The following is a 19,598-nucleotide window of genomic DNA, read 5'->3' as shown; positions in this document are numbered from 1 at the left end:
TCCGATGGACACATTTGAGGTGCTGAGTCAACTCGTCACATTAAGTGGCGGCCCAGGGGATGAGGCACGCATCGCAGCGTGCTATCAAACCTTGAGCAAGCCCTACATACAGGCATTTTACACCGATTCAGTAGGAAATAGCATCGGTGTCGCACACGGTGAAGGGGAGTCACGACCGCGTGTCATGCTGGCTGCCCACATGGATGAGATCTGTCTCATGGTGCAGGCCATTGAGCCGGGCGGTTTCCTGCACGTCATCGGCATCGGCGGTTTTGACCCGCGCACGCTGCTCGGACAAGAAGTCATCGTTCACGGCGCAGAACCTTGCTGCGGGATTGTCGGTTCAAAACCGCCGCATCTGCAAACGCCTGAGGAGCGAGAAGAAGCGGTGCCTTTAAAAGACATTTTTCTCGATCTCGGGTTATCCGAGACGCGCGTGCGCGAACTTGTCTCTCTCGGGGATCGCGTGACACTGCGACGTGAACCTGTCCGATTGATCCAACAAGGTGTTTCGGCAAAGGCGCTTGACAATCGCGCCAGTGTGACGGCGATGCTTCTCGCACTCGAAGAACTCGCGTCCATCCGCCACAGTGCTGACGTTTATGCGGTGGCAACCATCCAAGAAGAGATTGGTTGCAAAGGCGCGCAGACGGCCGCCTACGGAATTCTTCCTGATCTCGCGATCGCGCTTGATGTGTGTCACGGTGAGATGCCAGGCGTCGAGTCGGATCTCGTGCAAAAAGTGGGCGGTGGACCTGTGATCACATTTGGGCCACACATTCACCCCAAACTGTTTGAAAAGATCAAAAAGATTGCAAAAGAACAGAATATACCCTATCAGATTGAAGTGACCCAAGGCGCGACCTACACGGATGCCGACCCGATCCAGATTGTGCAAGCAGGAATTCCAACAGCACTCATCTCCATCCCGCTGCGCTATATGCACACATCCGTAGAAACCGCCTCCCTTGATGATATCGCGCATGTCGGGAGACTGCTCGCGCGCGTCATCGCAAGCCTTGACGCCGCGTTTGTGGAGGGTTTGTCATGCTATTAAAAGAATTGACCGAAGCGTTTGGGCCGTCGGGCTTTGAAGGCGAGGTCCGCGACCTGATCCGCCGCGAGGCGGCGCCTTATGCCGAGCGCATCACGACGGATACGCTCGGGTCGCTGATCATCGAAAAAAATACACAGCAAAAGGGACCAAAGGTGCTGCTCGCCGCGCATATGGACGAGGTGTCCTTTATGATCGTGGGAATCGAGGAAAGCGGACTTTTGCGCTTTCGGCCGATCGGCGGTGTCGATCCGCGCATCCTTGTGTCAAAGGTTTTACACGTCGGCCCAAAACGCATCTCCGGTGTCATTGGCGCAAAGGCGATCCATCTGCAAAAGCCGGAAGAGCGGAAAAAGCCGCTTGGCCTTTCCCAACTCTTTATTGATATAGGCGCAAGTACAAAGGCAGAGGCGGAGGCGCACATCGCAATCGGTGATACGGCTGTCTTTGCGACACGCTACGAGGAGTATGGAGAGCGGCGCGCAAAAGCGAAATCGTTTGACGACCGCGTCGGATGCGCCATTTTGCTTGAAGCGCTCAAGGAAGACATCAAGCTCCCGCTCGTCGCCGCATTCACGGTGCAGGAGGAAATCGGTTTGCGCGGCGCCGGACCTGTTGCTTTTCACACAAAGCCAGATCTTGCGATTGTGCTTGAGGGCACCGTCTGTTTTGACGTGGTAGATGCGCCCGCACACGGTGAATCGACAATTCTTGGCGCCGGACCCGCGCTTACGCTTGTTGACAGCCGAACCGTTGCGCATCGTCCGTTTCGCTCGTACGTCAAAAAGCTGGCGGAAGAAAATGGAATCCCCGTTCAAATGCGCCGCGTCAAAGGCGGCTCAAACGACAACGGCGTCATTCACTTAACGCAAGGTGGTATCGTCGCGACATCGATCAGCGTGCCCGTCCGCTATATCCATGCGCCTGTTCAAAGCGTTCACCTCGACGATGTGCAAAACGCGTACCGCCTGCTTATTGCGGTGTTGCGCGGGCTTGAAAAGGGAGGGTTTCCACTATGATAAAAGAGTTGCTGCATAGACTGTACGACGTGCCGGGACCAACAGGCGGGGAAGAGGCCGTGCGACAACAGCTCACGGATCTGCTCGGCCCAAGCGTGGATGAGCTCTCTATCGACTCTTTAGGCAATCTGTACGCCGTCGTGCGCCCCAAAGAGACGTCCCACGGTGTCATTCTCCTGACTGCACCGATGGACGAACCAGCGCTTGTCGTCATCGATGATCGCGAGCGGCCTTTTTTGCGCGTGGAAACTTCAGGTCGCCTCGCCGCATCGGCTTGGATTGGCCGTACGGTTTTATGCTCGCGCACAGGCGCGCGCGGAATCGTCGGCGTTGAGGGTGAGGTGAAGCCAGGCGAAGTGACCGCCCACCATCTCTTTATCGATCTCATCACGGATCGCGAGCAACCGGAACTGGGCGATTTTTTTACGACAGTCTCTCCGCTTGTCTGGCACGACAAACGTTATGTGTCAGGCCCCGCGCTTACCTCGCGCGTCCCTTGCGCCATCTTATCGGACATTCTGCTGCGTAGCGCAACTTCCTACACGATCGTCGGTGTCTTTGCCGCGCAAAGTGAGCTTGGCGCACGCGGGGCGCGTGTGGCGGGTCATGCGGTCAAGGCAGATCTTGCGCTGACGATCCAAACGACCCAGGCACTCGACACGCCAAAGGCAGAACGCGGCACCGTCAAGCTCGGAGGCGGCACCGCCGTCAAAGAAGCGGACCGAGATATGGTCGTTGCCCCGCGCATTCGCAAAGCGCTCACAGACACTGCCAGAGCGGCCTCCATCGCATATCAAACAGAAATCAATCTAACTTCTCACAGTGATACGGGCGCACTTTTTTTAAGCCGTGACGGCATGCCGGCAGGCGGGGTGAGCGTTCCTGTGCGCTATCCCGACGCGCTTTCACCACTGATGGACTGGAATGATGTGCGCGCGACGCGCGATCTGTTGCTTTCTCTTTTGCATCAGCCCGAATTTATAAAAACCTTATAGAGAGCGTGTTTACACGCAAGGAGTGAAGAGGATGCTTCGATACCTAACATCCGGTGAAAGCCACGGCCCGGCGCTTGTTGCCATCATTGAGGGGCTTCCGGCAAACCTGCAGCTAAAAGAAGAGGCGATCAATCACCAACTCTGGCGGCGTCAACAAGGGCACGGTCGGGGATATCGCATGAAAATCGAGACAGATCAAATTGAATTTCTGTCTGGTGTCCGCTTTGCAAAGACGATGGGGAGTCCTGTCGCACTCGCCGTTTACAATAAAGATCACAAAAACTGGCTTACACGCATGGCGCCCACTGGCGATGCTCCTGAAGATTTGGTTCGCGTGACAAAGCCGCGGCCAGGTCACGCCGATCTACCTGGCGCGCTAAAGTACGAGTTTGACGACATGCGCAACAGTCTTGAGCGAGCCAGCGCGCGCAACACCACGACGCTTGTCGCCGTCGGCGCCGTCGCAAGACAGCTGCTCGATGTATTTTCAATCTCGCTTTGCGCGCACATCGTACAGATCGGCCCCGTCAAAGTGAATCCCGACAAAATCGCCGCGCTCTCTTTTGAGGAGTTGTCGGCGCGCGCCGAGTCATCCTCAGTTCGCTGCGCCGACCCCGACGCAGAGGCAAAAATGATTCGCGTCATCGATCAAGCCAAAGAAGACGGAAACACGGTGGGCGGTGTCTTTGAGATCATCGCAACAGGCGTGCCAGTCGGACTCGGCAGCTACGCGATGCCAGACCGCCGTCTTGACGCTCGATTGGCAGGCGCAATGATGGGCATTCAGGCGATCAAAGGCGTTGAAATCGGACTCGGTTTTGAGGCGGCGACCCTTCCCGGATCGCTTGTGCACGACGCGCTCTTTCACGATCCAAAGCGTGGGGTCTACCGTCAAACAAACGGGGCGGGCGGAATTGAAGGCGGGATCAGCAATGGCGAACCCATCGTCATCCGTGCCGCGATGAAACCGATCCCGACGCTCTACAAACCCCTCCCGAGTTTTGACTTAGAGACAAAAGAAGCGTATCTCGCGGCGATCGAGCGCTCAGATGCATGCGCGGCGCCGGCGGCGGCCGTCATTGGCGAGAATGTCGCAGCGTACGTTTTGGCCGAAGCGTTTTGCGAAAAATTTGGCGGCGATTCCATTGAAGAGATGAAGCGAAATGTTATGAGCTATCAGGCGCGCGTGGCGGAGCGACTGCGATGAACCCACAGGCCACCCTTCGCGTAATTTCTGCAGGCGGAGACTATGACGTACGCATTGGGCGTCACCTTCTCATAGAGGCTGGGAACTTGGTCCGAAGTGTCTGTCCAGACGTCACCTCCGCGCTGCTTGTCGTTGACTCCTCACTGCTCGCCTTTACCTATGCAGACACGGTTGAAACGTCCCTTATCGCGTGCGGTATCCCTACAGTGCGCACGGTCGTTGCGCGCGGCGAAGCGTCAAAATCACTCGCCACCGCCGAGACGCTTTACACACACTGTGTCGACGCAGGACTCGATCGCAAATCGGTGATCTTGGCGCTTGGCGGCGGCGTCATAGGCGATCTCGCCGGATTTGTCGCGGCAACCTATATGCGGGGCGTTCGGTTCATTCAGATCCCAACCACGCTGCTCGCGCACGACGCGAGCATTGGCGGCAAGGTTGCGATCAATCTCCCACAAGGGAAAAACCTCGTCGGCGCGTTCCATCCGCCGCGTCTTGTGCTTTATGACGTCGAGACACTGCGCACACTTCCCGCGCGAGAGCGAAGCAGCGGAATGGCCGAAGCAATCAAACACGGCGTCATTCGAAATGAAGCATTTTTTTCCTGGCTTGAAGAAAACATGGAAAACCTGATCGCAGGCGAACTTGACGCCACAGAGCAGATGCTTTATACATCGTGCGCGGTAAAGGCAGAGATTGTCAGCGAAGATGAAACAGAACAGGGTACGCGCGCGTTCCTGAATTTTGGTCACACTGTCGCACACGCGATCGAGGCACTCGCGTATGGACAATTCGCCCACGGGGAGGCGGTGGCCATCGGCATGGTCGTCGAGTCTTCTATCAGCGTGTCGCTCGGTCACTGTGACGAAGCACTCATTGTGCGTTTGCGCGCATTGCTCGCCGCGGCGCAGTTGCCGCAGCATGTTCCACCGTCTCTTGACGTTGACGCATTGATAGCCGCGATGCGTCACGATAAAAAAGCGACAAAAAAGCAACTGGCGTTTGTTCTCCCAACGAGGATCGGACACGTGTTGTTAGAGCGGGATGTGGAGGAATCTGTCGTCAAAGCTGCGCTGCGCGCGCAGATTGCACCAAGCTGATTGCTTAGCATGCAGCGCACGTGCGCTGTGTTCCCGCGCATTCACAATTGACCGATTCCGGATCGCGTAGTAGGATATAAAAAGAAGCGCATTTGTGATGCGCTGTCTGGGAGCAGACGGCGATCCGCGCAGAGACAGTTGATTTCAAGGTAACCCTTGAATTTGTGAGCCGAGTTGAGCCTAGTCGAGATCCTGTATGATTCTCTATGGATACGTGTTTGACTAGTGGAAATGCGTTCACAAAGGACGGGGGAAACCCCGTCCTTTTTCTTTGCTGTGATGTGTACCAGAAAGGGGCTGCACACATGAAAGATCTCCTTCTGCACTTGGCAAACGGCCGTGATTTAACGATGGAAGAAGCGCGCACAGCCATGAACCACATGATGCGCGGTGAGGGGTCCCACGCTCAAATGGCTGCGTACCTAACCCTTCTTAAGCAAAAAGGGGAGACGGTCACCGAACTTACCGGCAGTGCGCTTGCCATGCGCGAGCACGCACTTCAAGTAAGTCTAAAAGAGTGTGACACGCTAGACATGTGCGGCACAGGTGGAGATCACTCAGGCACCTTTAACATCTCAACAGCCGCCTCGATCATTCTTTCGGCAGACGGCATTTCTGTGGCCAAACACGGAAACCGCGCTTCATCCAGTCAAACTGGCAGCGCGGATGTGCTAGAGGCGCTTGGCATCAACATCTCACTCGAACCGTCTGCGGCGCTTCTCTCCCTGCAGCAGCACCATTTTTGTTTTCTTTTTGCACAAGCGTATCATCCCGCCATGAAGCATGTGGCGCCCGTTCGCCGCGAGCTTGGGTTTCGCACGATGTTCAACATTTTGGGACCGCTGACAAATCCAGTCCACCCGACACATCAAGTCCTTGGCACGCCGGATGATGCGATCGCTGAAAAAATGGCGCATACACTGCTCAATCTCGGTGTCAAACGCGCACTCGTGATTCACGCGGCGGATGGACTGGACGAGTTCTCCATCTCCGCCCCCACGCGCGTGTTTGATGTGCAGCAAAGACAAGTGACATCCTATGAGGTCACACCATCCGATTTTGGCCTGCCCGAGGCGCCGCGCGAGGCGATCCTTGGCGGTGACGCAAAGAAAAACGCAGAAATTCTCCGTTCCATCTTCGATGGAGAAAAGAGTGCGCGCCGCGATGTGGTCGTGATGAACGCGGCGGCTGGCTTCTTTGTGTTAGGGCGCGTACCATCGTTTGCAGAAGGCGCGCGCCGCGCGGAGGCGATTCTCGACGATGGGCGCGCGCGAAAGAAATTGCTGGATCTGCAAGAGTTCAGTGCAACTGCCAAAAAGGAGACAGCTTCGTGACCATTCTCGATCGCATCCTTGCCACAAAAAAAGAAGAAGTAGAGGCACTTTATCGTGACGCCCCCCTTGAAATGTGGAAAGAGCGTGCACGCCAAGGTGAACCAGTGCGTGGATTTTTTGCGGCGCTTGCGCGCAGTGCCCCAAACAGCCTGATTGCAGAAATCAAAAAGGCATCCCCTTCAAAAGGGGTGATCGTCGAAACATTCGATCCTGTGCAGATTGCCAAAACGTACGAACAGGCCGGCGCCGCCGCGCTTTCTGTGTTGACCGACAAAACATATTTTCAGGGTGGCAACGAGACGCTTCAACGTGCCCGCGAGTCGGTCTCTCTTCCAGTGCTTAGAAAGGACTTCCTAATCGATCCTATCCAGGTCTATGAGGCGCGCGCAATCGGCGCGGACGCAATTTTGCTGATTGCCGCAGCGCTGCCTGACGAACGTCTGTCTGAACTCTATACCGAGGCTTGCTCGCTTGGGATGGACGTCTTGATCGAGGTGCACAGCGAAGAAGAAGCACAGCGAATCACACCCCTGCGCCCATTGCTGATCGGCGTGAACCATCGCAATCTGCACACCTTTGAAGTTGATTTGAGCCTGACAGGGCGGATTGCGCCACTTCTGCCGCAAAGCGCTCTGCTTGTGGCAGAAAGTGGGATTCAAACGTCTGCCCATGTCGAAACATTAAAACATGCGGGAGCGCGCGCATTTTTGATTGGTGAAACGCTCATGCGCGCAGGTGTTGAACATGTGCTAGAAGAGACAGACCGTTTGTTTATGCGCCTGCGATGACACATGTAAAGTTGTGCGGACTCATGTGCGAACAAGATGTGGCGGTCGCAGATGCGCTTCAGGCAGACTACATCGGGTTTGTCTTGGCAGACAGTCGCCGTCGCGTCTCTGTCAAGGATGTGGTAGAGTGGCTCAAGCGCGTCAAACCTGTACACAGCAGGCCTGTCTTTGTCACGGTCAATCCTGATCTGGATGAAATCGTACGCATGGCTCAAGAAACAGGTATCCATCATATACAGCTCAGCGGCGAAGAGACGCCAGAATTCTGCCTTGAAGCGCGCAGACAGGGCCTGATCATCTGGAAGGCCATCGGAATCGGCGACAGTTGCGATATCGAGCGAATCAACCGTTATCGCGCCGCAGTCGATGCGCTTTTGCTTGACACAAAACGGGCAGGCACGCATGGCGGCACAGGGGAAACGTTTCCCTGGTCACTCATTCCTGCATGTCTTGAAAATGCCCAAGGGACACCCCTTTTTATCGCCGGGGGATTGACGCCCTCTGGTGTTGCGAGACTGCTCGCAACCCATCGCGTACATGGCGTTGACGTCTCGTCAGGGATTGAGTCAGACGGCCAGAAGGATCCCGCAAAAATGCGCGAATTTGTTCACGAAGTAAGGAGGATTGACCGTGTATCCGGATGAGCGAGGACGGTTTGGCGAGTTTGGTGGAAAATATGTTCCAGAAACACTCATGTCAGCCTTAGAACAACTCGAGCGCGACTATGCGCAATTTTCAAGTGACCCGGAATTTCAGGCAGAATTGTCCGACCTGCTTGCAAACTACGCCGGGCGGCCCACACCGCTTTACGAGGCAAAGGGACTGACAAACATTGCGGGTGGCGCCACCATCTATCTAAAGCGCGAGGATTTGAACCACACGGGCGCGCACAAGATCAACAACACCCTCGGTCAAGGCCTGCTTGCAAAAAAGATGGGGAAAAAAAGAATCATCGCAGAAACGGGCGCGGGGCAGCACGGCGTCGCCTCCGCCACAATCGCGGCTTTGCTCGGGCTTGAGTGTACAGTGTTCATGGGCGAAGAAGACATGCAGCGGCAAGCGCTCAACGTCTTTCGGATGAGGCTGCTTGGCGCCAAGGTCATTCCTGCCGTATCCGGTACAAAGACGCTTAAAGATGCGACAAACGAGGCGATCAGGTACTGGGTTTCCCACGTGGAAGACACCTATTACATCATCGGGTCTGTGGTTGGGCCGCACCCGTACCCCATGATGGTCCGCGATTTTCAACGGATCATCGGCGATGAGACGAAGGTGCAGATGCTCGCGCTGCGCGGTCGTTTGCCTGATGCGATCGTCGCATGCGTCGGTGGCGGCAGCAACGCCATGGGAATCTTTTATCCGTTTCTTTTGGATGACGTCGAGTTGATCGGCACGGAAGCGGCAGGTGAAGGTGTCGATACGGATCGCCACGCGGCTTCCATCCACGGCGGGAGAAAAGGCGTACTGCACGGGTCGATGACCCTGTTGCTGCAGGATGCGTCAGGCCAGGTGCTGCCTGCACACTCGATCTCAGCTGGCCTTGATTATCCGGGCATCGGCCCTGAACACGCACATCTTTTTACATCGGGCCGCGCCTCGTACGTTCCTGTCACAGATCAAGAGGCGCTCGAAGCGTTTGTCCTGCTCAGCCGCGTCGAGGGCATCATTCCAGCGCTCGAATCCGCACACGCCGTCGCGTATGCGATGAAAAAGGCGGCTGCGATGCGGCGCGACGAGGTGCTTGTGGTCAATCTTTCGGGGCGCGGCGACAAGGATGTACAAACGCTGCAACCGATTTTGGAGGAGGGACATTACCTTGACAAAGCGTGGACATGAGGCGATCGCAGACGCGCTTGCCAAATCGAGCGGCGCCGGGTTTATCCCATTTTTGAGTGCGGGCGATCCTGACGAGGAAACGAGTTTCCAACTGCTCACGCAGCTTGCGACGTTTTCAAGTGTGATTGAAGTAGGCATTCCGTACTCTGATCCGCTGGCAGACGGTCCTGTGATTCAAGAGGGATCGCTGCGCGCGCTAAAACAAGGAATGACCTTTCAAAAGGCATTGCAACTGATCGCGCGCGTGCGCCAGGTGACAGATGTGCCCATCGTTGTGTTTACGTATGCAAACCCGGTGGTCTCCTTCGGCGCAAAAGCACTTGCCGATGCGTGTGCGAAGGCCGGCGCCGATGGCGTGATCGTTCCCGATTTGCCTCACGAGGAAGCGGACGAGTTGCGACAAGCGCTCACGGCGCGCGGAATTGCGCTCATTCCACTCGTTTCACTGACAAGCGGTGATCGCATCGAGACAATCGCACGCGCGGCCTCTGGATTCATCTACTGTGTCTCAAGCCTTGGCGTAACGGGTGAGCGAAAAGGATTTTCTCACGATCTGCGCGCGTTTGTCGAGCGCGTGCGAAAAAGCAGTTCCGTTCCCGTCGCCGTTGGCTTTGGCGTCAGTCAACCTGAGCAAGTGCGCGAACTTTCAGCTTACACAGACGGCATCGTCGTGGGGAGTGCACTGGTCAAACGCTGCGCGGCAATTGCCGACGCAAAACAAAAAGGGGATGCCGCGGCACTGCGTGAGCAAAACGAACTCATCGCGTTTGCCAAATCACTCGCTGCGATCGCAGGCGGTGAGAAAGCGCGCGACCCACACGCGTAAACAAGGCGTATCACATACACAAAGGGGAGGTTTGGATTGGCTTCGCATTTTTCTCGCATGTGTCTGATTGGGTGCGGATTGATCGGCGGTTCGCTGAGCCTTGCCCTACAAAAAGCAGGCGCCGTCTCGCGTGTCATCGGCTATGACAAAAGTCCGGAGGCGCTGCGCGAGGCGCGTGCGCGCGGTGTCATTCACGAGACTGCCGAACACCTGGAAGATGGTGTACGCTTTGCCGATCTCATCGTTCTGGCGGCGCCATCTCCCGTTGTGATTGATTTGCTCGTTGAGGTAAAAAAGCACATTTACCTCGCCGCACCGGATGTCTTGATTACGGATGTGTGCAGTACTAAAAAGCTGGTGCAAGACCGCGCAAAACAGTGTGATCTTCACGAGCACTTTCTCGGCGGGCACCCGATGGCTGGGTCGGAAAAATCCGGCGTGCAAGCGGCAGACGCGCTGTTGCTAGAAAACGCAGTTTACGTGCTCACGCCAGAAAAGGATCAGGATGAGAAAGCGCGTAGATTTGCCGAAGTCTTAGCGCATGCAGGAAGTCGCGTGCGCTTTATGGATGCAAAAGAGCATGACCGCGTCGTCGCGGCAATCAGTCACGTCCCGCACCTCATTGCGTCAACCCTTGTGAGTCAGGTGAGAGACTTGGCCAATCAAAGCGCCGCATACACAGAACTTGCGGCTGGCGGATTTCGCGACATCACGCGCATCGCTTCTGCCGATCCGGCGCTTTGGAGCGACATTACACTTGAAAATCAAGCAGAGATCCTTCCGCTGCTCGACGACTGGATCCGTCGCATCAATACGCTTAAAACAATTTTGTCATCGAGAGAACAAACACACCTGCATCAATTTTTTGACGATGCGCGCGTTTTTCGCGACGCGCTGCCCGCGCGTTCGACGGGTGCAATTCGCGCCGTCTTTGCGGTAACGGTATCTGTTCCTGACGAGCCTGGGATCATCGGGCGCATTGCAATGCTTTTGGGGGAACACCATATAAGCATTCGCAACATTGGCATCCTTGAGAGCAGGGAAGAGGATCTCGGTCAACTCTTGTTGCAATTTGACACGATTCAATTTCATGATGAGGCGATTTACGTATTGCAGGGTGAGGGCTATCAAATCATTGACCGCGTATAGTTGATCCCCATTGACTTCCAAACGATTGGTCGGTAGAATCAATTCAGGATGTGCTATGGTTACTCTCCACTCCTTATAAATCTCTCTCTTGGCTCGCGATCTCGCGAGTCTTTTTTTTTTCTAGAAAACCACGGTGAGAACTGCATAAGAAACATGTGCAAAGGGAAGCTTGTTAAAAAAAGGATTTTTATGTCCTGTGTCACCACGCCAAGCGTTTTGGAGGCTAGGAAGTATGCGTCTGCTTGAATGTCTGAATGACAGCGATGTCAGCCATTTGCGGAAAATCGCGTTGCGCCACACGCTTGATTGTCCTCTCTATTCCAAGAATTCCCTCTTACAGGAGATTACTGCCCGATTTTTTGAACCGTCCTATTGGAAGCAGCGACAAGATCATCTTTCGGACGAGATGATCGCGGCAATTCAAGCGCTCGCACTGGATCGCCGCGATCACTTGGCGCCAGAAGAAGTGCTGGCCATCATCAAACGTACTGGACTCGATCGCGAGACGTCTTTGCACACTGTAACGCAATTGGAAGACGAAGGTCTGCTCTTTCGGCGCCGACATCAAAAAGATGACGGTTATCACTGTCCGCAGGAAGTTTGGGATCGCATCTACAAATTGACCTCAGAGCAACTGATGAGTGCAATCCAAGTCTACAGTCGGGACCCAGAAGGCTATCGGGACGACGGGCTTAGCATGGCGAGAGACGCTTATGCGCTGCTTGGTTTTGTTCGCACCCATGAGATCAGGCTCACACGCAGCGGCACCATCTTCAAGCGGCACCAACAACAGATCATCAGCCTGTTTCAAGTGCCAGAACCACTCCTTGATGCGAATGTCGGATGGCGCTTTGGCTATGGTCGAAGATTCTCTGACTATCCAGATCGCTTTGCGCTCCTCTATGATCATCTCTACAGTCGGGGCTGTCTTGCCGAGCAAGAAGACGATCAGTTGACTGTGAATGAAGAGCCCGCTCGCGCATACATGTCACTGCGCGAAGAGGAGCGCGCCGAAAAGCTTGTACGCGACTATCTCCACCTCTACTGCGCCGCGATTCCTAATCTTCGTATGATCGCAAAGCGAATTGTGGAACTGACAAGTGCGAAGTGGGTCTATGCCGCCTCACTGCGCATGGCACTGCTTCCTTTTGTCACGTCGTATTACTACGAATCGCCAGAAGTCGTGCTAGAAAAACGGATATTCGCGATGTTTGAGTATCTTGGCCTGCTGCAAGCGGCGACATCTCCTGCAGGCGATCTGCTTTACAAAGCAACCGAGCGGAGTTGCGGATGGCTCAATGCGAAAGCCATGGATGAACCGTCAGAAATGGAAGAGAGAAAACCAACACTGTTTGTGCAAGGAACGTTTGACGTCATTGTTTCTGAAGAAAGCGAAGCGCTGCTTGGCTGGGATTTGCTGCAAATGGCGGACCGTGTGTCACAGGATCGGATGAGCGTTTATCGAATCTCGCGGGACAGCATTTATCGCGCCTGTCAAAATGGATTGACGGCAGACTCTATTCTGCAATTTTTTTACGAGCACAGCCCTCACCCAATACCTGACAATGTGCGCACCATGATTGAACAGTGGGGTCAGGCCTATGGAAAAATTAAAGTGTCACACGCTACGCTGATCACATGTCGAGATGAGGCGAGCGCTCACGTTGTCAAACAACTACCTTTAAAGGAGGTTGCCGCTGGAACCTGGATCAGTCCACTGGTTCTCGCCATTGAAGATGCTGGACGTGCGCCGATTGAAAAGACGCTTCGACGGCTTGGTTATCTCATTCAAACCGATAGCTAAAAAAAATTAATTACAGACTCAGTTATCTTTTTTTGCCGCCCGCAGTCATGGGCGGCTCTTTTTTTGCATGTATTGGCTATACAGAGTGTTGCTTTCAAAGCAGGAATGAACGCGTAGTCTGGCGAATTAAATGAGCATCGTTTGTTTCTCAGATTTGGAAGGCGCAAGTCTTTTGAGCATTGGAGGCGAATGGATCGTGAAAGAAATGATTACTGCCGCAGACAAAAAGCAATTCATTCAATGGTTTTTGGAGAATTATGAACTCAAAAATCCTGAATCTGAATGGCTTTTACAATACCTCTGCTCAAGCGAACAACTGCTCGCCAGGGTGCACTTCACAGACCAATTTCGCAACAGTCCAAAGGCCTTGCTCATGTCAACGACCTGTGTGCAAATGACCGCCTTCAAATTTTACAAAAATAAGCGCGTGACGTCTGATGTGGAAAAGGCGTTTCTCGATGTGCACAATCACCCGGAAGAAGATGTGTACGTTACACTTTATTTCCGGGATCGCGCAAGCAGTGCACGCTACAAGGCTGTCGTTGAAGCGCAAGCCGAGACGCGTTACACGGCGTCGACCCTTGAAGTGTTAAGCAGCCTGATCGCTGAACTATGGCTTGACCGCATTGCGCGGGAATATCGCGAGTCTGTCTTGCGCAAGCGCATTGATGACGCGCTTTTGGCAAAAGATGAACAAGAATTTTATAAGAGTGCGGCAGAACTGCGCACACTTTTACAACAAAGCGAATTTTGAACGATCCTGCACGCGGTGTATCAAGCCTTTACCGCGTGCCTTTTGTTCCATTCAGGAGGACAAGTCTGTGCGATTCGAAGAATTGAGCATAAGCGACATCAAACGCGTGTCATCTCTTTGCGACACACTTGTGATCTGTGTAGGGGGGCTCACACAGCGCGCCGACACACTGCCTGTCGGCACATCGTGGATGATCCTTCGACGCATTCGCGATGGTGTCGAGCGAAGACTGGGCGGGCGGGCGCTGACGATGCCGCTATTGCCATTTTATGTAGAGCAGGGACGTACCGGCTTTGGCGGGCTTGACTCTGCCCAGCAAAGCGCGTATATCACATCTTTGATACGCTCTATAAACGAACATGTCGCACTTCGTCATCTCGTCTTGTGCACGGATCAGATTGCCACCGAACAGGCGCTGATGCAGGCACTGATCCCGTTTCAAACCAAATCGTTGCGCGCGACTTCATTTGTTTGGTGGCGTGACACGCCATTTCCTGCGACAGATTCGAAAGAACCTTTGGGTTTTACACCTGAGATGTTTTTCAAAGAAGCGCCAGATTTTTGGGATGAGTATTTGCTGCTCACAGAAATCGCGCCCCGTCTCGCGCAAAAAGCACAAGGTGGGCAGGGCCAACCAGAGCGTGTCACATCTTTTCTGACAATTGACGATGTGCTGCACAAGCGGATTCTCACACTTTGGGAGACAAACAAGGATAATCGCTGAACGGCTCGGAAAGACTCGTAAATGGAGGTGAGTCTTTGAACCGTTTGGCGACTTTTTTATTGCGGCGCGATGTGCTTTTTTTTGTCTTGGCGTTTAACATCGTCGGAATCCTTTTTGGATTTACATGGTATCGCGGACAACTCGCGAGAACATCGACACTTTTTTGGCCCTTTGTGCCGGACAGCCCTGTCTCTGCATTTTTTTTTGCGGTTGCACTCACGCTTTGGCTCGCTCAAAAAAACGCTTCCCGTCACGCGATCTATCGTTTGTTTGGCGCGCTTTCTGCCACGTGGCTCGTAAAATACGGGTTGTGGTGCGACATCGTCTTGCTGACTCAGTTTTCCCACACACTGTGGCTTCCTTTAGAAGCGTGGCTGCTTATTATCAGCCATACAGGCATGATAGCGGAAGCTTTTTTATACACGCTATTCGCACCGCTCCTGACGTTTGAAAAAGGGGAACTGTTCGTAGCGGGGGCAACGCTATTTGTGAATGACTATGTTGACTATGTGTACGGCGTTTTTCCCTATTTGCCGGATCACAACATGCTGCCTTTTGTCACGGTGGCGACACCGCTCATGACACTTGCAACAGTAAGCCTGTTTTATCGGCTCACTCCTCAATGCAAGAGGCGTCAGCGCGAGAATCCTTCACCGAGCACATCGTGAACCTCGTGAACGACCACAAACGCGTCCTCATCCTCAAGTGCCACCGCCTTTTGCAGTCGGACAATTTCGTCACGGCTTACCACACAGTACAAGACATCTTTATCGCTTCCTGTGTATCCGCCGCGCCCCCGCAGGAAGGTCGTTCCGCGTCCGAGATCGCGGTGAATGCGATCTGCGATCTCTGCATTCTTCTCACTGATCACCATCGCGGCGTGAGAAGAAGACACACCTTCAATCACATAGTCGATCACTCGGCTTGAAACAAACAGCGCCACGAGTGAATACATGGCAATCTCTTTGCCAAGAATGAGCGCGACGATGGCGATGACGACCACATCGGATGAAAAGAGGAGACGGCCCATGGAAAAGCCAAAGTAATGCCGCGCAATGCGCGCCAGTATATCAACACCGCCCGTCGTCCCGCCACTTCGAAAAATCAAACCAAGCCCCGCACCGCAGATGACACCGCCATAGAGCGCCGCGAGCAGGCGATCGCCGACATGCTGCGCGAATCCGACTGTAAAAACAGTAAAGAGCGAGACGGCAACGACTCCGACAAACGTTTTGGCAATGAATTCCCGCCCAAAAAAACGCCAACCAAGATACAAGACGGGGATGTTAAACACAAAATAGGATAGACCCGTTAAAATGTGCAATTTATAGAAAAGCACCAGGGAGATCCCGACAAAACCGCCTTCGGCCAATTGGTTTGCCGAAATAAAAGCGTTGAGCCCTACACTATAAATAAAACTTCCAACAACGATAAGACCATACGGAATCAACCGCTTCACATCATCACCCCGTCACGTCATGCGTCAGTACGCGCTTCATTATACCTGAAGCAGGATACAGGCGCGCAAGCGAGTGATCAAGAAGAGCGGAGGCGCATTTTTACATCCGCAAAAATAACCAGTGTGAGAATAAGCACGCTGACCACGCCGAACAGGGGGTAGCCAATGCGCACAATTTGCCCAAAGCCAATCTGCGAAAAAAGCAGCGCAAGCGCCAGCAAGATGATTAGAATTGTTTGCTCGCGCATGCCGGTGATACGCCTTATTTCGTGTGTCAACCCGAACAGGTTTGCGATGAGCGTCGAATAGATCTCAGCCCACAGCGCGAGTGCGAAAGGAAAGACGATATAGCGCCCCAAGCCGCGCGCCAGTTCTAACAGCGGAATCTCACGCGACATAAGACCTGCGTTTTGCGCGAGTGCGCCATTCATGACGGCAAGCATTGTAAACAGGCCGAGAGCACCTAAAAAAGCGCCTGCGCGCAGCGTATTTTTTTTCTTCGTGACGCGCCCAAGTGGAATCAGCACAGGCATGGCAAGGCCGAGATTGAATCCCGTATACGTGAGCGCAGACAAAAAGAGGGAAAGTCTATGCCAGTGGTCATCGGGTGTTTGCGGAAAAGACATTGTAGCACTTGGCGGGTTCATCATACTGTGACTCGTGACAATCATGACAAGCAAAAACATGGCTGGCACGATCAATGAATTGGCAGACAGGATGCCATTCATGCCAAAAAGCAGTGTAATCAGGGCAATCACTGCCGTCGCAAGCGAGCCAATCCAAGGATTCACGCCAAACTGTTCGTACAAAAGCGCACCGCCTCCTGCTAACATCGCGACTGTCAGCGCAAAAAGCAGTGCAAGCAGTGCACCTTGCAGACTTTCGGCAACTTTTGTTGGCAACAGCTTGAGAAGAAGTGCGCCAAGAGATGGGGCGTCCAGACGCTGTCCAAGATTCATAATGTAAGTGCCTAACACAAAAAAAAGGAAAGCTGCAAAACCGATGGCGAGCATTGACCCTGTTTGATAGCGCGTGAAAAATTGCCACACTTCCTGGCCTGAGGCAAAACCAGCGCCAACGATGGTGCCTATGTAGGTTGCCGCAATTTGCAGTGCTTGTCGCCACCCTGAACGCAACACAAAGACTCACCCCGCTTGTCTCACTCTATTCGGCATTCCTCCCTTCAATGCCCATTTTTTAGCCATGGGGGCATGGCCAAACTGCTTTTGCCATACGCATGTAGTGCAGGTCCATCAAGTGAGAGAAGGTGGGGCGCTTGACTTCCATTCAGGCCGTCGTCCTTGGCATCATCCAGGGACTCACGGAGTTTCTGCCGATCAGCAGTTCTGGCCATCTTGTCATTTTGGAGCGATTGCTCCACATCAAGAGCAATCTCACATTCGATGTGTTACTTCATCTGGGGACGCTTTTGGCACTGCTCCTCTATTTTAAAACGGCAGTCTGCGAGCTGTTGCGGCATCCAACCTCGCTTCTCATGCGTCGCTTGATCGCAGGGAGCATCCCAACGTTTGTCATCGGCTACGTGTTTGAAGACGCTGTGGCATCCGCTTTTTCAAGCGGCGCGACCCTTGGTCTTGAATTTGTGATCACAGGCCTTCTTTTGCTCATCAGCGAAAGCCTCGCCATGCGCGCGCCCGCCGCAGAGCGCAGAATGATCCCGCCAGTTGCTTCCACCAAAAATAAACGCCTCGTCTCTTATCGCCAAGCTGTCTTGATGGGGATTGCCCAAGGTGCGGCTGTTTTCCCCGCGCTGTCACGCTCCGGCCTCACCATCAGCGCCGGATTAGGCCTTGGCCTAACGCGCGAGGAGGCCGTGCGCTTTTCCTTTCTGCTCTCCATCCCGGCAATCGCCGGCGCAACCGTTTATGAGTTTTTTAAAGCTCCCATGCACTGGAATGTTTCTGGAATCTTGTTCACAGCCTTCTGGTGAGTGCGGCAGTTGGATATCTCACCATCCGTTTTATGATGAGCTACGTCAGGCGAGCGAGCCTGCGGGGATTTGGATATTATGCGGTGATACTCGGTCTGCTGATTTTGACAGATCAGGTGTTTTTTCATCGTTTCTTTTAGCAAACAATGATTTTTTCTCGAAGCAAAGAGGAGGCGAGAGCGCGCATAGCTCCCGCCTCCTTTGCTTCTGTGTCGCGTTTGATCAAAGTCACGGTTTTGCGTACCACGCGGCAATTCGACTGTCGCGCAAAAGATGGATCAAAAGTGACACCAGCAAAGACAGAGCAAGAAGTGCACAAGCGGTTGCCAGCGCGATTCCCGTCATGCTCCAGTGCGCCACAGGGCCTGCCGACAGCGGAGCCATCACAGAGATTGCGCGCGGCACGAAGGCGAGTGAGTGACCGAGCCCTGCCTGGTAAAAAAAATACGTCAAGACAGCCGCCAGGACTGCGTGATAGACACGCGCGATGAAATAAGGACGCATGCGAATATCTGTCTGTGTGAGCACGCTTGCCACCTGTGCATGGACACTCAGTCCACTCCACGCGATGATCGCGCTGACAACGCTCACTTTTTGAATCAGGGCGGCAGAGGCACTCGCCGTAGCGGCCGAGCCGATGTCGATTTCAAAAATACCGCTGACCAGCGGCTGTACAAGCGAGGTGTTCATGTGCAGCACGTGAAACAACAAGACAAACGGCACGCCAATGATCGCTGCGATTCCGGCTATTGCGAGAACCTTGATGAATACGGCAAAAAAGACGATGAATCCGCCGATCATGAGAAGGGTTCGTATCGAATCGTTGACGGAATCGCCGAGCAGTTTCCCAAAGGGACGATTGTCTTCTACCCGCGCCCGGATCATTTCTTGATACGCGCGTTTCAAAATTTGCGGATGTCGATCGGTTCGCGCAGTCGGTCGCGCACTTTTCTCTTCGCGCCGTCCATAGAGTTTGAACGTCAGTCCCACCAGAAAAGATGACGCGTAGTGTGCGAGTGCGAGCAGGATGCCAAGTGCCTTATCCTGAAACATCCCAACTGCGACTGCGCCAAACATGAACAGCGGGTCCGCCGTGTTTGTAAAAGCAAGAAGCCGCTCTCCCTCAATGCGGCTGCACAGTCCATTTTTCCGAAACCGCGCCGTGATGACAGCATCCATTGGATAACCAGCCGCAAGGCCCATCGACAGCGCAAACGCCCCGACGCCTGGCACACTGAAAAGTGGTCGCATCAGCGGCTCTAGCATCACGCCAAGCGCATTTACAACACCAAGGCCCAGCAGCAATTCTGAGAGGATGAAAAAAGGGAGGAGGGAGGGAAAGACCACGTCCCAGAACACTTTGAACCCGGCGATTCCTGCCGTAAAACCTTGCTCTGGATAGATCACAAGCGCAAGGGTAAAAAGGACGACGAGGATCGCTAACAGCAGCCCTGACACATGTTTCCTGCGGGTTGGCAATGCGCGATACCTCCTTTCGCTAGATTGGTACATCAGACTCCCTCTACTACTATGTAAGACATCGAACGCATATGAGACAGGCTGTGTCGTTGGACGAGAATGGAAATGCCCGATATACT

Annotated in this window: 19 protein-coding genes; 16 read left to right on the top strand and 3 right to left on the bottom strand. The window is 53.9% G+C overall.

Translation table 11 applies throughout. From position 1 onward, the window contains the following. Window positions 1-4 precede the first annotated feature (4 nt). The 15 genes from ATW55_RS04290 to ATW55_RS04220 all read left to right on the top strand — a co-directional run bounded on the left by ATW55_RS04290 (window position 5) and on the right by ATW55_RS04220 (window position 15,258). The gene (locus ATW55_RS04290; RefSeq protein WP_067712879.1) at window positions 5-1,057 is read left to right on the top strand and encodes a M42 family metallopeptidase; all 1,053 of its coding nucleotides are present in this window, start codon (window positions 5-7) and stop codon (window positions 1,055-1,057) included. Beyond that, window positions 1,048-2,073 (top strand): M42 family metallopeptidase, encoded by a 1,026-nt coding sequence (locus ATW55_RS04285; RefSeq protein ID WP_067712875.1) that lies wholly within the window; start codon window positions 1,048-1,050, stop codon window positions 2,071-2,073. Before ATW55_RS04290 ends, ATW55_RS04285 begins: the two co-directional genes overlap by 10 nt. After that, window positions 2,070-3,068, top strand: a complete 999-nt coding sequence (locus ATW55_RS04280) for a hypothetical protein (RefSeq protein ID WP_067712872.1) — start codon at window positions 2,070-2,072, stop codon at window positions 3,066-3,068. The genes ATW55_RS04285 and ATW55_RS04280 overlap by 4 nt, the downstream gene beginning before the upstream one ends. A gap of 31 nt (window positions 3,069-3,099) precedes the next feature. Further along, complete coding sequence (gene aroC / locus ATW55_RS04275; RefSeq protein WP_067712869.1) at window positions 3,100-4,275, top strand: chorismate synthase; 1,176 nt, start codon at window positions 3,100-3,102, stop codon at window positions 4,273-4,275. Continuing rightward, window positions 4,272-5,375 (top strand): 3-dehydroquinate synthase, encoded by a 1,104-nt coding sequence (gene aroB / locus ATW55_RS04270; RefSeq protein ID WP_067712865.1) that lies wholly within the window; start codon window positions 4,272-4,274, stop codon window positions 5,373-5,375. The genes aroC and aroB overlap by 4 nt, the downstream gene beginning before the upstream one ends. Window positions 5,376-5,680: 305 nt before the next feature. Beyond that, window positions 5,681-6,709, top strand: a complete 1,029-nt coding sequence (gene trpD / locus ATW55_RS04265) for an anthranilate phosphoribosyltransferase (RefSeq protein WP_067712860.1) — start codon at window positions 5,681-5,683, stop codon at window positions 6,707-6,709. Beyond that, the gene (trpC, locus tag ATW55_RS04260; protein ID WP_067712857.1) at window positions 6,706-7,497 is read left to right on the top strand and encodes an indole-3-glycerol phosphate synthase TrpC; all 792 of its coding nucleotides are present in this window, start codon (window positions 6,706-6,708) and stop codon (window positions 7,495-7,497) included. The genes trpD and trpC overlap by 4 nt, the downstream gene beginning before the upstream one ends. Next, window positions 7,494-8,141: a phosphoribosylanthranilate isomerase gene (locus ATW55_RS04255; protein WP_067712854.1), complete on the top strand. Its 648-nt coding sequence runs from the start codon at window positions 7,494-7,496 to the stop codon at window positions 8,139-8,141. Before trpC ends, ATW55_RS04255 begins: the two co-directional genes overlap by 4 nt. Continuing rightward, complete coding sequence (gene trpB, locus ATW55_RS04250; RefSeq protein WP_067712850.1) at window positions 8,128-9,333, top strand: tryptophan synthase subunit beta; 1,206 nt, start codon at window positions 8,128-8,130, stop codon at window positions 9,331-9,333. The genes ATW55_RS04255 and trpB overlap by 14 nt, the downstream gene beginning before the upstream one ends. Next, a complete protein-coding gene (gene trpA / locus ATW55_RS04245; RefSeq protein ID WP_160327161.1) occupies window positions 9,314-10,159 on the top strand; it encodes a tryptophan synthase subunit alpha in 846 nt (281 codons plus the stop codon). The genes trpB and trpA overlap by 20 nt, the downstream gene beginning before the upstream one ends. 36 nt (window positions 10,160-10,195) lie before the next feature. After that, complete coding sequence (locus ATW55_RS04240; protein ID WP_067712847.1) at window positions 10,196-11,308, top strand: prephenate dehydrogenase; 1,113 nt, start codon at window positions 10,196-10,198, stop codon at window positions 11,306-11,308. Window positions 11,309-11,540: 232 nt separating this feature from the next. Continuing rightward, window positions 11,541-13,112, top strand: coding sequence for a helicase-associated domain-containing protein (locus tag ATW55_RS04235; RefSeq protein ID WP_067712844.1), 1,572 nt, complete (start codon window positions 11,541-11,543; stop codon window positions 13,110-13,112). A gap of 205 nt (window positions 13,113-13,317) precedes the next feature. Continuing rightward, a complete protein-coding gene (locus ATW55_RS04230) occupies window positions 13,318-13,866 on the top strand; it encodes a YpiB family protein (protein WP_235587000.1) in 549 nt (182 codons plus the stop codon). 67 nt (window positions 13,867-13,933) lie between these two features. Beyond that, window positions 13,934-14,590: a hypothetical protein gene (locus ATW55_RS04225; protein ID WP_067712841.1), complete on the top strand. Its 657-nt coding sequence runs from the start codon at window positions 13,934-13,936 to the stop codon at window positions 14,588-14,590. Between the two features lie 35 nt (window positions 14,591-14,625). Then, the gene (locus ATW55_RS04220; protein ID WP_067712838.1) at window positions 14,626-15,258 is read left to right on the top strand and encodes a DUF1405 domain-containing protein; all 633 of its coding nucleotides are present in this window, start codon (window positions 14,626-14,628) and stop codon (window positions 15,256-15,258) included. On the opposite strand, the gene ATW55_RS04215 is transcribed toward ATW55_RS04220, so the two are convergent. Beyond that, window positions 15,225-16,049 carry a YitT family protein gene (locus ATW55_RS04215; protein WP_067712835.1) on the bottom strand — a complete coding sequence of 275 codons (825 nt, stop codon included), beginning with the start codon at window positions 16,047-16,049 and terminating at the stop codon, window positions 15,225-15,227. The two genes, ATW55_RS04220 and ATW55_RS04215, sit on opposite strands and share 34 nt — an antisense overlap. A 77-nt stretch (window positions 16,050-16,126) precedes the next feature. Then, window positions 16,127-17,188, bottom strand: a complete 1,062-nt coding sequence (locus ATW55_RS04210) for a YkvI family membrane protein (protein WP_067712832.1) — start codon at window positions 17,186-17,188, stop codon at window positions 16,127-16,129. 137 nt (window positions 17,189-17,325) lie between these two features. On the opposite strand from ATW55_RS04210, the gene ATW55_RS04205 reads away from it, so the two are divergent. Then, the gene (locus ATW55_RS04205) at window positions 17,326-18,000 is read left to right on the top strand and encodes an undecaprenyl-diphosphate phosphatase (RefSeq protein ID WP_067712830.1); all 675 of its coding nucleotides are present in this window, start codon (window positions 17,326-17,328) and stop codon (window positions 17,998-18,000) included. Window positions 18,001-18,228: 228 nt separating this feature from the next. Here ATW55_RS04205 and ylbJ read toward each other — a convergent pair whose 3' ends face one another. Further along, window positions 18,229-19,479: a sporulation integral membrane protein YlbJ gene (gene ylbJ / locus ATW55_RS04200; protein ID WP_235586987.1), complete on the bottom strand. Its 1,251-nt coding sequence runs from the start codon at window positions 19,477-19,479 to the stop codon at window positions 18,229-18,231. Between the last annotated feature and the right edge of the window lie 119 nt (window positions 19,480-19,598).

This window comes from Ferroacidibacillus organovorans (assembly GCF_001516615.1).
GTDB classification, from domain to species: domain Bacteria; phylum Bacillota; class Bacilli; order Alicyclobacillales; family SLC66; genus Ferroacidibacillus; species Ferroacidibacillus ferrooxidans_B.
This window is presented reverse-complemented; position numbering and strand designations above follow the sequence as displayed.